We start from the raw sequence: 13,059 nt of genomic DNA, 5'->3' as shown, positions 1-13,059 counted from the left end.
AAAGAAAGAGGTTTCTTCAATGGTAGCTAAGTCGATCGTAGACATTGACGTAAATGACGACAAGTTTGTCGCGTTTATGGAAAGGTTTCGCGAGTACCAGAGCGCGCTGGATGATTTACCGGAAGCCTGGCGAGTGGCTGCCGTTGGTATTGGCGAAAGCAGCAAGCAGACCGAAAAAGCCAAAGGTGAGGCGAAGGAGTTAGGCGCGGAGTTTAACGCCGTGGCCGAGGCCATTCTGACCATCAACAGCGGTATCGATCGGCTCAATACCAACCTGGAAGACTCGAAGAAAAAGCAGGACGAATTCAACAAAAGCACCCGATCTGCGAAGGGCTTCCTCAGTGATGCGACGAAAGACGCTAAATCGCTGGCAGGTCACATCAAGGAAGCGACGGCCAGCCTTCTGTCCTGGGGTGGTATTGTCGGGATATTTACCGGCGTCCTGGGCGTTGGCGGCCTGTTTGGCATCAACCGGCTGGCGGCCACCACCGGCGCCCAGCGGTTTACTTCTCTCGGACTCGGGACGAGTATCGGCGCGCTGGATTCCACCGCCATAAACTACCAGAAAGCGCTGGGTAATCCGGCGGGGACGCTGGGCGCTATCCGCGATTCCCAGATGGACCTGTCGAAGCGCTGGACGTTTCAGGCGATGGGGATTAACAATCCCGACCAGGACCCGGCAAAACTGCTCCCGCAGATGATCCGCAACGCGCGTGATATTTTCGTGCAGAACGGCAGCACGCTGCAGGGCGCACAGGCGCACGGCCTGACAAACTTCTTTACACTGGACGACCTGAACCGCTTCAAAAACATGAGCGATGAGGAGATCACCGCCACGGAGAAGCGCGCGCAGCAGGATGCGCGCATGTTGCAAATTACCGACCAGCAGGCGCGTCAGTGGCAGGATTTTAACGTCCAGCTCGACTACAGCAGCCAGAGCATCAGGAACACTTTTGTGCGCGGCCTGGGTCCGCTCACGCCGCAACTGAGCAAACTGTCTGATGCGCTGGCAGGCGCGATCGATACCGTCCTGAAATCCCCCGAACTCGGCAAGTGGATTGATGCGCTTGCAGGTGGTATTGAGCGATTCGGTAATTACCTGGCTTCGCCTACGTTCAAAAGCGACGTTGAGTCGTTTATGTCGGGCGTTGAGCGGCTTGGGCGCGTCATCATGAAAGTGCTCGGCTGGCTCGATGGCGGATCGTCGGCGATGGACGATATCAAGTCCGGTTCCTCATTCCTGAATAATGACGTCCAGACCGATGCCGGCGGAAACCACTTCGTAAAAGGCGGTCTCAGCGATCCGAACACGCCAGCATTTTCGAAATGGCTGACTCGCCACCTCTACAGCTGGAGCGGAACGGCGCCGAAGGAGTATGACCAGTATTTCCTTGATGCAGCCAATAAGTACAACGTCGACCCGCGCTGGCTTAAAGCCATCGCTGCGGGGGAATCTTCTTGGGATCAGAATGCTGTCAGCAAAGCAGGCGCTAAAGGGTTAATGCAGGTGATGCCTGGCAACTTCCAGCCGGGAGAAAATCCATTTGACCCGCGGGACAACATCATGGCCGGCGCGAGAGTATTTAAAGATGGTCTCGACTGGGCAAGTCGTAATGCTGGCGGCGATTTTGACGAAGCATTGCGTTATTACAATGGTGGAGTCCGCCGCGGCAGTGCGGAAAACAGGGCTTATCCCGGCAGAATCAGGGAGAAGTATGCCGCGATGTATGGAACACCGAAGAGCAATGATGCTACCGGCGTCGATAGTTCAGAGATTGCCAAGAACACCTCGAAAACTAACCAGCTCCTGCAGCAAATCGTCGATAACCACGGTAATAGCGGTAGGGAGATCGTCGTTTACAACAACACGGGTGGGAACGCCATTGTCTCCGGCGCCCTTCTTAGCGGAGTGCGATAGATATGGGATTCACTCGCGAACTGTATAAGCTGGGTTTTGAAGTCTCGCCGGTGATTCTGTGCAACGGGATTGCGCAGAGCATCCCCGGCGGAATGCTGCCCATTGTAGCTTTGACGCAGAGCGCGAGCTTTGTCACAGGGCTTTTGGGCGGCGCATTCAACCTTACTGACCTCGATAAATATTTTTGCCACTGGAAGCCGGTTCAGGGTGGGACGATGGTCGACTACGACATCGCCAAATACCCGTTTGCTAACCAGACCGTGGCCGCTAACGCGCTACTTGCTCAGCCTTTGCGCATTGCGTTGATGATGGATGCCCCGGTGAATGAAAATACTGGAGCGATGACGAAATTCGTCACTCTCAGTGCGCTGCAAGCTGTTCTGCAGGCGCATGCAAACCTTGGAGGAACCTATATCGTCGCTACGCCAGCGCTGTTTTATAGCGGCTGTATATTGCGTACGGTTAAGGACATGACCAGTTTTAATGAGGCTGTGCCTCAGCGATCCTGGTTATGGGATTTTGAGCAGCCGCTGGTATCTGAAACAGGCGCCGAGCAGGCGGTTAACAGTTTCCTGAGCAAAATCGATGGAGGAACCCGGCAAACGGATGCGTCATGGACAAACACTGTCGCAGCCCTCGGGAATACCTCTCTCGGCGGCACCGTGTCAGGCGCCGCGAATGACATAGTAGGCCTCATCGGTAAGCTGAGCGGGGAGTTTGGCCTATGACGACGGATACCTACACGTTTACCGGCAATGAAAGAGAGAGCGTAGCTTTTACTCCGACACTGGATGGAACAGTTTATAACTGCCAGGTGAAGTGGAATATCGCTGCACAACGCTGGTACATCCTGATCACCGACAATTCCGGCAATACCATTCTGAACACCCCCGCGGTGGGCTCTACCAATGGAACCGGTATAAATCTGATAGCTGGCGTTTTCTCCGGAACAACCATGATCTGGCGGGAGCAAAACGGCGTAATTGAGGTGACCAGCTGATGAGGTATTACGATTTCCAGATTTTTGACCAGAAAGGGAAGTTATACCGCCAATACAAAAGCCTTGATGCCTATGGCAATTATAACCCTGGATGCCTGATGGTGGAGTTCGACATTCAGCGATATGGAATGTCCACGCCTATAGGGTCAAGTCTCGTAAGGGTGTATGGCGTCAGCATTAAAGAAATGCAGCAGGCAGAGCAAAACATGTTCGGCATGACCATTAAGGGATTTGTCGGTATGTCGAAAGGTTTGCCGCTGGCCAAATCCTCCCAGAGCGGGATGATTCTGGAAGGCATTATTCAACAACCATTCGGTAACTGGCAGGGGCTCGATCTGTCTCTGGACATGATTATTACGGCTGGGGCTGGATCAGTGGATAATCCGGCGAACATTACAATGCCGTGGATAAAGGGGCAAAAGCTGTCTGTTGCGCTATTTTTTGCGCTTCAACGCGCCTTCCCAGGATACAAAATAAATATCAACATCAGTGATTTACTGGTTCTGAATTACGATTCGCCGATTTACTGTTCAACCATGCAGCAACTTGCGTCTAACCTGAAAAATCTGAGCCGTAGCATTATCCGTGATGAGAATTATCTCGGCGTGGAAATGGCCATGTTCCCGGGGAAAGAAATCAGGGTATGGGACAGCGCCGCTACTGAGAAAAAGAAAACTCCCATTCAGCTCGAGTTTACCGATCTCGTCGGCCAGCCGGTGTGGATTGAATACAACCGGGTGATGATCACCTGCGTAATGAGGGCTGATATTCAGGTGGGCGACTACGTGAGGATGCCTGCAGGCGCAATGGCAGTAACGCAGGCCTCATCATATTCTCAGTATCGCAGTAAAAGCGCCTTTTCCGGCGTGTTCGCTGTGCAGACCTGCAGATGTGTAGGAAACAGCAGGCAGCCAGACGCTGCAAGTTGGGTAACCATCTATGAGGCGTATGTGACGCAGGAGGCCTGATCATGACTATTAGTCAGCGGCTTAACTTCGCCAAGAGCATGAATAATTTCGCTGAGGTGAAAATTGCCGAAGCAATGGAGCTGGTCGGGAAGGTATTGCCTGCAACTGTCGTCAGGCAGTCAGGGAAAATGATCACTGTCTCGTTCAGCCTGACTAATATCCCATTCACCTTGCCACAGGTAACCATTCCTCTCTTTGGCCCGGAGTATGTGCGCTATCCAATGCAGCCAGGAGATCGGGGGATTGTGATCCCTGCTGATACCTATATCGGCGGAATGAGCGGCCTGGGAGGCGGCGTTGCCGATCTGACTCAGCCGACGAACCTCAGCGCACTGGTTTATCTGCCGATCAGCAATACCGAGTGGCAGGACGTCGACGGACAGGTGGTGACGGTATACGGGCCGGAGGGTGTAACGCTGCGCGACAGCGGCAGCAATACTACTTTTCTCCTGAAGCCTGACAGCATCGCTATTTCCACACCTGACAGCTTCACCGTCACCGTTGGCGGGACGGTCATCTCACTAATCGGGACAAAATGGAGCATTTCAGGCGAGGCAGGGCATCTGCAGGACTCTGTGGCCAGCACCAGCCCGGCAATCATGCACGCCGGGTGGCAATCGCTTCTGGCCTGGTTGAACAGCCATGAACATTCAAACGGCAACGATGGAAATGATACCGGGGGGCCGACTTCAACGTTTAACGGGAGTATCACCGAGTGAGAACCTATGGCCGAAACTCTGAGGGGAAGTGGGTCTTGGTGGAAACCGACGAAAATGGGTTTAATGACTCGGTGTATTTGACCACTCTGATCCAGAATCTGAAACTGGCGCCTCAGGAGTCGCCCTTTTATGCGAACAACGGAATACCGGCCGCCGGGTCGGTGATCCAGCAAATCCTGCCGACGTATTACGTAAACCGTATTCAAAAACAGTTCAGCCAGTATTTTTCCTCGCTGCAGATTGCACTGATCAGCGACGACCCGCCTGTTTATAACATCTCGGCAATCACAAACGCAGGTTCAAAAATAATTACACAGGTGGCTGTATGAGCGATTTACCAGTCAGCTATACGTCAGCAGGCCCGGTTCCTCTGACGCCGGAAGAACTAAGAGCACAGCTCGTTTCACAGGCAATTGCGTTATCTCCGGGACTCACCACGGATTTGCCTGGCTCTCTGATTGAAGACGTGGCCAGCACTGATGTCGGCGCACTTATCGTCTGCGATCAGGCGAGGGTTGACCTGATTAACTCGGTGGGGCCACTAAAGGCTAACCTGGCCATGCTGGAGCTTCTCGCACAGCAGGCTGGTATCCCTAGGCAGAAAACGGCTGGCACAACAACAGTCCCGGTTCAGTTTTCCGGCCCCGCGGGATTTGTTATCCCACAGGGGTTTATTGTTTCTGATGGGACCTACACCTATTCAGTCAGTGATGCGACGATTATCTCGTCGTCAGGAGTGTCTGCCAGCGTGTCATGCGAAGGCACGGAGACCGGAACCTGGGCAGTACCGGCAAATACGGTTAACCAGATAATCACCAGCCTTCCTTCTGGAGTCACCATCACTTGTACCAACCCGATCGCCGGCACTCCTGGTGCTGACCCGGAAACGAACTATCAGTTTCGTGATCGCGTATGGCAGGCGCAGATGGCCACCGTTCAGGGATATCCTGGATTTATCAGGCAACATCTCACCAGCCTTGATAACGTGCAGGCGCGCCTGGTTTCTGTTATTCAGGACGGCGATAAGTGGATAGTCATGTGCGCCGGCGGTGATATTTACGATATTGCTGGCGCGCTCTATAAGTCGGTGGGGGATATCAGCCGGCTGAAAGGGTGTTCACTGAACGTAACGGGGATCACGAATGCAAATCCTGGCGTCGTCAGCACAGACCTGACTCATGGCTACACTGACGGCCAGGTTATCCGGATCACTGGCGTTACCGGGATGACGGGCATTAATGACGTTCCTCTGACTGTGACGGTACTGTCTCCTCACACTTTTTCCATCGGGATTGATACCACCTCATCCGGGACCTGGGGAGGCGGCGGCGAGGTGACGCCGAACGTCAGAAACAATACCGTGACGGTGAATGACTGGCCTGATAACTACGTGATCCCATTCGTGACACCATTGCTTCAGCGGGTCACAGTGACGTATCAGTGGGGGACCGAAAGTGTTAACTACCTGACTGATGCGACGGTCGCCTCTCTGGTCTCGGCTCCTACGATTCAGTATGTGAACGGCATATTCGCCGGAAAACCGCTGAACGTTAACAACCTGAAAGACGCATTCTTACAGGCGATTAACTCGACAATCGACATGGGGCTGATCAGCACTTTAAACGTCGTGGTCACCATCAATGGTGTGATTACTCCACCGGATGCCGGGACGAATATTATCAGCGGCGATAAGTTCAGTTATTTTTATATCGCGTCGGATGGCGTGATCGTAACAGGGGCGTAGCATGCTGGACGATATCATCCGGTCGTATATGTATACGCAATACAACGACGATGACAATCTGCGGGCGTTTTTTACTGCGTATAACTCGATGGCGCAGGGCATTTATGACTGGATGGTTAATGCCAACCTGCCGATTTTCATCGGTGACTACAACACTGGAGATCAGCTCCGATGGATTGCCCATGGCATTTATGGCGTTCTTCCGCCGGTGATTTCCAGCAGCGATCAGCAGGAGATAGGCCCATATAACACCTTCGAATTTAACCAGCTGGCATTCAATGAGTACCGGGTGATTGACCAGTCGAACCAGGTTGTTGTCTCCGATGACCTTTTTAAGCGGATCATGACCTGGAATTTTTATAAAGGTGACGGCTTCTATTTCTCTATCCCATGGATAAAACGGCGTATTCTGCGGTTCCTGTTGGGAGTGAATGGCACCGATATCCTCAATGACCAGCGGTGGAGTATATCGATCCAGTTTGTGGATGGCGGGATCGTGATATCCATCTATAAGGGGCGCCGCAGGTTCACGCGGAGCGCTATCTACAACGCATCGGCCTATAACTCCAGGAAGTACAACCAGAAGGACACGGCCTTTGTGATCACCGAGGATTTCGAGTTCGCCATTTTCTTCAAGCAGGCCATGGATAGCGGCCTGCTGCACATGCCGTTTTATCAGTCAATTAGCGTTGAAATAATTGATTGATTTTTTATCCCACTACTAATAAATTTATTTGAATTTATTTGATGGGGCATGGCTATGAAATTATTTCCTGTAGTGCTGTTTTTATGTTTTCTTTCATCTGGTTGCATGACTTCATCCGAGTATCATAAATACTTAATTGATAGGATTGATGAAGGAGAAAACCAAAAGGTCGCCAAAATATTAAAAGAAAATGAAGAACACCAAGGTGGTGAATTCTTATGTAAAACATTTGGCTCAGAATTTAAAGGCCTGAAACCAAATTCGGCAGTTAAAGTAATTGATGAAGTTGTTAGATTTAAAGTGTATGAACAAAACAACCTCGTATTTACAAGCCCTGAACTTTCCATAAGTTCAATAACCAAAGATAGGACGGCATCATTAGATGATGAAAATATTACTGCTAGTGTTTTCGCCGGTTACAGGGATGATGGCGTAGGGTACCGGTATGAAGTTAAGTTTGAAAGCAAAATAAAAGACGGTTCATTATATAAAGTTGTTTACGGAACGGCACATCAAATATTAACCCCAGTTTATGCAGGTAACATCACTATAAGTGAATGTAGAAAAATATAGAGCCTTTAATTTCACACTAACCCGCTTCGGCGGGTTTTTTTATGCCTATATCCCGGAGGAGACATGGCACTAACCCTTTTGGCTACAAACAACGCAGAAAGCACGCTGGCTTCTGCTATCAGCGCTACCGACACGTCGCTGATCGTTAGCGCTGGAACTGGTGCCGAGTTCCCTGATGCTGTGGCAGGTGAGAGCTACTTTAAGCTCACTCTCACCGATGCCGCCACTGGAGCGCAAGTTGAAATAGTTAATGTCATTGGAAGATCAGGTGACATTTTTACTATAGAAAGGGGAGCTGAAGGAACCACGCCAAGGGATTGGCTGGCTAATGATTTAGTTGCCAACATGATGACGGCAGAAACTATTAATGTAGTTGCAGAAAGTGCGAAACAAGCAGCAATGGCAGCCTCTCAGGCAAGTGCATCCGCTGATATAGCCGAATCCGCTGCTGATGCTGCGGTCACTACTCTTTCAAGCACCATTAAACAAACAATCACATTCCAAAGTGGTGGTGAGTTAAATTCAAAATTAGATCGAGTCAGTGATGGAACATATATTTATTACTGGACAGGATCATTTCCTAAAGTTATCCCTCCAGGCTCAACTGTTGAAGGCACTGGAGGAGAGGTTACTGGTGCATGGGCGTGCGACACATCTCTCCCTTTTCGTCAGAATCTGAGTTCAAGCGAAGGGTTTGGCTTCATTGGGAAATGCCCGAGCATTTCCACCCTCAGAGCTATCGAACCTTCCTATAACGGGCAGTCCATCATTCTGGAGCGGGCGGCCGCTGGGGCGGCCACCGTCAATGCCATTCTTACGCATGATCCGACAGACAGCACGTCGCCGGACGATGGCATTTCAATTTTTGTAACGCCAGGTGGCGCCCGATGGAAAGCTGATATCAGTCAGGGGTACGATCTGAGACTGGCTGGTCTTCTCGTTGATGGTTCAAACTTTAGTCCTGTATTAAAAAAGGCCAGGGACGCAATCATTAATAAGGTCGTTGCCAATGGAAGGGTTAACAACGTAGCCAGCATCATTAAAATAGTGCCGACTAACTTTGCCTGTGAATTTAAAATAACAGAGAAAGTAGACCTGCCGCCTTTTATCAGTTGCGGCACCGTTGGCGGACCATATTTTGAGGCGGGAGATTTTGTTGGTGATTATTGTTTCAGGATTTCTAATCAGGATTTTCCTCAACTGACAAAGGCTATGTATCAGGCCGAAACAAGCTGGAAAGGAGCTCCGAGCAAATACTTGACTCAGGCGGTTGGTAATAAGCCATTTTTTGCGATGGACGGGCAGAGGATGACACTGCGCGGACCTGGTTACGCACTGGATTCCAGCGGTAACCCGACGATTAAAACTGTGGGGATCGTCTTTGGTAATGATGTTCCGTGTGAGCTGGATGTGCGGAACCTGATGATTTGCGATATGAAAATCACAGGTTTTCATACCAACCATCGCTGGGGAACTTATTACACCTTCATGTGTGGCTTCAGGGATTGTTATTTCTCACGCTGCTGGAACGGGATGGAGGTGCCAGAAGCATTCTACAATTTCGGCGAAGATATGCGCTATGAAAACTGCACCTTCGGCAACATTGCGAATGATGCCTTCTGGATTAAGGGTGGAGGGGAGTTCACCCTGGAGGGTGTTAAAACAGATTTTGTTGGTCGGCATATGCTGCGTATTGGTCCGCTTTCCCCGGTTGAATTTAAATATGTTTCAGGGCACATAGAAGGCATTCAGGGGCGGACTGTCTTCAAAGATGCCCCGCAAAGCTATTCGCAATCAACGGTTCTCATTGACAAAGCAGTGAAGAGGGACGTAAGGAGAACGCTTGCTGGCCTGAGCGTTGAGTACTATGGCATCTATCAGGAATACGAGTGTCCGAGTTCGGTTTACGGACAGTCTCTGAAAGTCACCGACGAATCGTATACTTCTGGCCGGGCGGGGGTTAAGCCTTGCACCCCATATCCGACTCTGGCGGGTCCTCCGAGTAATACTGGTGTATTTATAGAAAACCCGAGAGGAATTGACCTAAGGACTCCTTTCCCAAACAGCTACAGCGATGCCTGCTCAAACAGGATAAACCGCGTTCTTGGGTTTACTGAGTTAAGTACGGGCGATGTTGGCGGTGATTTGCTCTCCACTGATTACGCGTGGGCTGCTCTAAAAACCGGCAATGCGAAATGCCGCTATGGCACGATGGCAGATGCTGACCCTGACGGCTATATGCCGTTTATCATTGAACTTACTGACCCATCGGAGGTGGTACAGCTGTTCTGTACGAATGAAGCGAAAGCAGGTACCAGTCTTGAGTTAATGTGGGGTACCGCATCTATCCGCATAGCTGATGCTGTGGGCGATGTTATGGTTTCTTCAGTGATGGCATGTTATCTGCGCAACAGCGTAAGGGTAACTCAGGACGCTGATACGAAGGTGTTTACAGCAACCAGCACCCCTATACGTCGAACCTTTTCTGAAAGTGCGGCGATAAACATGACAACTCAACGACAGGGGATGCCGATTACCAGTGCTGATTACCAGGCAATGCTCCCTCAGGCGGCCAGCAACTACTGGCAGGGGAATGACTTCATCCAGCCGGGTTTAAAATTCACAGGCTTTACCGGGCGGATTTACGTTACCCGTCCGTACTGGTACTTACCATAAGAGGTGATACATGCACTACTTCATTTATCCATCGACTTCAAAAATAGCTGAGGGTGAGACAGTTTTACTGGAAATAACCAGTAAAGAACGGGATGTTCAGTTATTCGCAGAGTTTGACTGCGAGGATATCCTGGACGTTGTTTTGGCGGGGCAGGCTGCCCTGTTTAGCAGTGGGTTTGATACAACCAGGACGGTTTTAACTTTCATTGATTAAATTTGCATCCATCCAGTAAAGAGCTGGGTGGATGCATATAAAACTCAATATTATAAGGTTTGAAAATATGGCGCTGAAGCTATTGGCAAATAACAACGCAAAGAGTGTTCTCGCTGCGGGTATTAGCGCATCTGCTACCGTTATTACCGTCGGTACGGGAGCGGGGGCTTTATTCCCCATTCCGGTATCTGGCCAGAGTTATTTCAAATTAACGATAACCGATGCAGCCACAAAAACCATTTCCGAAATCATGCACGTCACGTCTGTTTCTGGTGACGTGATGACAGTAATTCGTGGTCAGGAGGGGACCACACCGCGCGTATGGTCAACGAACGATATTGTTGCGAACTTGATGACCGCAGGAACTTTCACATCCTGCCTGCAAACTGCTAATAACCTCTCAGAAATAAAAGACGCTGGTAGCGAAGCTGTCGACCAGACGTTATCAAACATAGGGTTTGCAAAGAGAATATTCGGCGCCTCTGATTATATAAGGATTCCAGATGTTGATGGCGGGCTGATTATTCAGTTTGGCTCTGGAGTTATTAATTCACGTTCAGGTAGCGTTGTGTTCCCTACGCCATTCCCAAACTCTGCTTTGGTTTTTGTGCCTGTAAAAAACTCTGATGCAGCAGCTCGTTTTGTGTCTTTCTCAAACCTGACCAAAACGGGAGTGGATGTTTATGGCTGGATAGCCGGAGGGACCACTACAGCGAACGTCGATAACTTCAACTGGATAGCCATCGGTAACTGATGCCTCATGAGCCTGGAAGAATTAGCGCATGGGGCGGGGTGGGACGGTTTTGGGACAATCATAGTTTCTTAACCGTTTTCATCTCTTTCTAACTTTTCGCATCATGGGACGTGTGAGCGCAGGAATGACGCGGTAAGTGCATGAATTAGTGTATAGTTCTAGGAACTTCTAAGCCGTAGGTCACAGGTTCGAATCCTGTAGGGCGTGCCATTAAAAAACAATAAGTTATGTCAGTTTTAACCCAGCCTGATTTCCTCCTTGTGTCGTATTTGTGTCGCTAGCGACAAAAATGGCCTCAATTTTCCGTGCGTGTTCAGTCAGGTGGTTCGGCGCCAGGTGAGCATATCGACGGACCATTTCGATGATTCTAATGTCTTGCAGTATCTGTCGGACGATGGCCAGTGAGAGTACAGCATTACGGCTCTGTAATATCGAACAGAATGGTTAATGCTGGTTATAGCTGAGTGCAGAATAAGCGCTCTGCAGGAATGTGAAAATATGTTGACGGTAACAGGCTAATAGTCATTATAGCTTTAGGTTATGTCTGACTGGGTTAAGTATCGCATTTTAAGCTGGCGTGAAGTACAGTTGTTAAAGATCAATATTGAACACTATTTGAAAGCATACCCTCGATGTTCATCCACTGCCTGGAAAGATCCAAATGAACATCAAATTCGTCGCCATCTCCGTATTCGCTGTTGTGTGTGTCTTTGCATCAGATATTTCCATCGCCAAATCGAATTCCTTAAGCGATGATCAGGTCAGGCAAAGAATTATTGATGACTCTGTCGCATCCTATCCCGGTACCTGTGCCTGTCCCTTCAATACCGCCCGGAACGGCAGCTCGTGCGGTGGCCGCAGTGCCTGGAGCAAAGCTGGTGGGTACTCACCTATTTGCTACAAGAAAGAGGTAACAAAGGAAATGGTGAAGGCGTGGCGACAAGAGAATCAATGATAATAATCATTATCTGAACCAGGTGATTACTTACACTGGAATTGTAGGTTAAATAATATTAAATGATTATTTCGAATACGGCAGGCCATTTGCAGTAAGCACTGTTCTGTTAGAGGCGGCAGAGGCCACGGCATATATTATTTAACCTTGTGATATTTGACCCCAGCTAATCTTTTTCCCTCTCTGGCGGATTAAGTGCCACGTATCCTGTTACGAAGAGCACGGGGTTACTCACACATAAGACACTCCCTCTTCTCACGACAAAACCGGTTCAGCGTGTTGTGTGTGGAGACAGTACCCATCAACTCAATCTGATAACAAAAAGTTTAATTTTTTTCCCCGCCGCCCTGACTATAGTTAGGGCACTTTCACTTGCCCAAAAGGTCACGATTATGAAATTAGTTATCGCCTCCGTAATTTCCCTTCTCAGCTTCAGCGCGCTGGCGGCGCCAGAGGGCACGCTCAGCGTACACATTCTTAATCAGCAAACCGGGCTCCCTTCGCCGGGTGTGCAGATTGAGCTGGATAAGCAGCAAGGGGAGAGCTGGCAGCATATCGCCACCGGCAAAACGGATGCCGATGGGCGGATTAAATCGCTCTATCCGCAGGCGGAGAATATGGAGCCGGGGGTTTATAAAGTGACGTTTAAAACCGGTGACTATTTTAAAAGCCAAAACATGAATACGTTCTTCCCGGTGATTCCGGTTATTTTCAATGTCACAAAGCAAAATCAAAAACTGCATATCCCGCTGCTGCTCAGTCAGTACGGATACTCTACCTACCGCGGCAGCTGATGACCCAAGCCGCTATCCAGCCAACGCCTGCGCGTCTC

The 13,059-nt window shown here is 49.9% G+C and carries 14 protein-coding genes and 1 pseudogene; 14 read left to right on the top strand and 1 reads right to left on the bottom strand.

All coding sequences use genetic code 11. The annotated features are described in order from the left end of the window. Positions 1 to 19: 19 nt before the first annotated feature. The 12 genes from MKS11_RS08140 (at position 20) to MKS11_RS08085 (ending at position 11,272) form a co-directional block, all read left to right on the top strand. The gene (locus tag MKS11_RS08140; protein WP_284109476.1) at positions 20 to 1,918 is read left to right on the top strand and encodes a lytic transglycosylase domain-containing protein; all 1,899 of its coding nucleotides are present in this window, start codon (positions 20 to 22) and stop codon (positions 1,916 to 1,918) included. Positions 1,919 to 1,920: 2 nt separating this feature from the next. Beyond that, positions 1,921 to 2,646: a hypothetical protein gene (locus MKS11_RS08135; protein ID WP_017898830.1), complete on the top strand. Its 726-nt coding sequence runs from the start codon at positions 1,921 to 1,923 to the stop codon at positions 2,644 to 2,646. After that, positions 2,643 to 2,918 carry a phage baseplate plug protein gene (locus tag MKS11_RS08130; RefSeq protein ID WP_060656995.1) on the top strand — a complete coding sequence of 92 codons (276 nt, stop codon included), beginning with the start codon at positions 2,643 to 2,645 and terminating at the stop codon, positions 2,916 to 2,918. The genes MKS11_RS08135 and MKS11_RS08130 overlap by 4 nt, the downstream gene beginning before the upstream one ends. Then, the gene (locus tag MKS11_RS08125; protein WP_071198381.1) at positions 2,918 to 3,886 is read left to right on the top strand and encodes a hypothetical protein; all 969 of its coding nucleotides are present in this window, start codon (positions 2,918 to 2,920) and stop codon (positions 3,884 to 3,886) included. Before MKS11_RS08130 ends, MKS11_RS08125 begins: the two co-directional genes overlap by 1 nt. 2 nt (positions 3,887 to 3,888) lie before the next feature. Then, positions 3,889 to 4,605, top strand: a complete 717-nt coding sequence (locus MKS11_RS08120) for a hypothetical protein (protein WP_217259352.1) — start codon at positions 3,889 to 3,891, stop codon at positions 4,603 to 4,605. Beyond that, on the top strand, positions 4,602 to 4,934 hold the full coding sequence (locus MKS11_RS08115) for a hypothetical protein (protein WP_004884185.1): 333 nt from the start codon (positions 4,602 to 4,604) through the stop codon (positions 4,932 to 4,934). The genes MKS11_RS08120 and MKS11_RS08115 overlap by 4 nt, the downstream gene beginning before the upstream one ends. After that, complete coding sequence (locus MKS11_RS08110; RefSeq protein ID WP_284109475.1) at positions 4,931 to 6,349, top strand: ubiquitin-activating E1 FCCH domain-containing protein; 1,419 nt, start codon at positions 4,931 to 4,933, stop codon at positions 6,347 to 6,349. The genes MKS11_RS08115 and MKS11_RS08110 overlap by 4 nt, the downstream gene beginning before the upstream one ends. Before the next feature lies 1 nt (position 6,350). Further along, positions 6,351 to 7,055 (top strand): hypothetical protein, encoded by a 705-nt coding sequence (locus MKS11_RS08105; RefSeq protein ID WP_004884181.1) that lies wholly within the window; start codon positions 6,351 to 6,353, stop codon positions 7,053 to 7,055. 54 nt (positions 7,056 to 7,109) lie between these two features. Further along, a complete protein-coding gene (locus MKS11_RS08100; RefSeq protein WP_243817504.1) occupies positions 7,110 to 7,628 on the top strand; it encodes a hypothetical protein in 519 nt (172 codons plus the stop codon). A 63-nt stretch (positions 7,629 to 7,691) separates the two neighbouring features. Then, positions 7,692 to 10,304: a hypothetical protein gene (locus MKS11_RS08095; protein WP_284109474.1), complete on the top strand. Its 2,613-nt coding sequence runs from the start codon at positions 7,692 to 7,694 to the stop codon at positions 10,302 to 10,304. 10 nt (positions 10,305 to 10,314) lie between these two features. Then, on the top strand, positions 10,315 to 10,518 hold the full coding sequence (locus tag MKS11_RS08090; RefSeq protein WP_284109473.1) for a hypothetical protein: 204 nt from the start codon (positions 10,315 to 10,317) through the stop codon (positions 10,516 to 10,518). A gap of 31 nt (positions 10,519 to 10,549) precedes the next feature. Then, on the top strand, positions 10,550 to 11,272 hold the full coding sequence (locus MKS11_RS08085) for a gp53-like domain-containing protein (RefSeq protein WP_284109472.1): 723 nt from the start codon (positions 10,550 to 10,552) through the stop codon (positions 11,270 to 11,272). A 225-nt stretch (positions 11,273 to 11,497) separates the two neighbouring features. Here the strand turns inward: MKS11_RS08085 and MKS11_RS08080 are convergent. Then, positions 11,498 to 11,635: pseudogene (locus MKS11_RS08080) on the bottom strand (integrase); the annotation flags it as partial. A 298-nt stretch (positions 11,636 to 11,933) separates the two neighbouring features. On the opposite strand from MKS11_RS08080, the gene MKS11_RS08075 reads away from it, so the two are divergent. Continuing rightward, positions 11,934 to 12,227 (top strand): hypothetical protein, encoded by a 294-nt coding sequence (locus MKS11_RS08075; protein WP_004202381.1) that lies wholly within the window; start codon positions 11,934 to 11,936, stop codon positions 12,225 to 12,227. A 392-nt stretch (positions 12,228 to 12,619) separates the two neighbouring features. Continuing rightward, a complete protein-coding gene (gene uraH / locus MKS11_RS08070) occupies positions 12,620 to 13,021 on the top strand; it encodes a hydroxyisourate hydrolase (RefSeq protein WP_002892366.1) in 402 nt (133 codons plus the stop codon). Positions 13,022 to 13,059: the final 38 nt, after the last annotated feature.

This window comes from Klebsiella sp. K5-45, assembly GCF_030128605.1.
Lineage (GTDB): Bacteria > Pseudomonadota > Gammaproteobacteria > Enterobacterales > Enterobacteriaceae > Klebsiella > Klebsiella quasipneumoniae.
This window is presented reverse-complemented; position numbering and strand designations above follow the sequence as displayed.

Excerpts from the sequence above, each read along its gene's own strand:
- MKS11_RS08120 (WP_217259352.1), top strand. The coding sequence starts at position 3,889 with ATGACTATTAGTCAGCGGCTTAACTTCGCCAAGAGCATGAATAATTTC.
- MKS11_RS08100 (WP_243817504.1), top strand. The coding sequence starts at position 7,110 with ATGAAATTATTTCCTGTAGTGCTGTTTTTATGTTTTCTTTCATCTGGT.
- MKS11_RS08085 (WP_284109472.1), top strand. The coding sequence starts at position 10,550 with ATGCATATAAAACTCAATATTATAAGGTTTGAAAATATGGCGCTGAAG.
- MKS11_RS08130 (WP_060656995.1), top strand. The coding sequence starts at position 2,643 with ATGACGACGGATACCTACACGTTTACCGGCAATGAAAGAGAGAGCGTA.
- MKS11_RS08110 (WP_284109475.1), top strand. The coding sequence starts at position 4,931 with ATGAGCGATTTACCAGTCAGCTATACGTCAGCAGGCCCGGTTCCTCTG.
- MKS11_RS08140 (WP_284109476.1), top strand. The coding sequence starts at position 20 with ATGGTAGCTAAGTCGATCGTAGACATTGACGTAAATGACGACAAGTTT.
- MKS11_RS08075 (WP_004202381.1), top strand. The coding sequence starts at position 11,934 with ATGAACATCAAATTCGTCGCCATCTCCGTATTCGCTGTTGTGTGTGTC.
- MKS11_RS08090 (WP_284109473.1), top strand. The coding sequence starts at position 10,315 with ATGCACTACTTCATTTATCCATCGACTTCAAAAATAGCTGAGGGTGAG.
- MKS11_RS08125 (WP_071198381.1), top strand. The coding sequence starts at position 2,918 with ATGAGGTATTACGATTTCCAGATTTTTGACCAGAAAGGGAAGTTATAC.
- MKS11_RS08135 (WP_017898830.1), top strand. The coding sequence starts at position 1,921 with ATGGGATTCACTCGCGAACTGTATAAGCTGGGTTTTGAAGTCTCGCCG.
- MKS11_RS08105 (WP_004884181.1), top strand. The coding sequence starts at position 6,351 with ATGCTGGACGATATCATCCGGTCGTATATGTATACGCAATACAACGAC.
- uraH (WP_002892366.1), top strand. The coding sequence starts at position 12,620 with ATGAAATTAGTTATCGCCTCCGTAATTTCCCTTCTCAGCTTCAGCGCG.
- MKS11_RS08095 (WP_284109474.1), top strand. The coding sequence starts at position 7,692 with ATGGCACTAACCCTTTTGGCTACAAACAACGCAGAAAGCACGCTGGCT.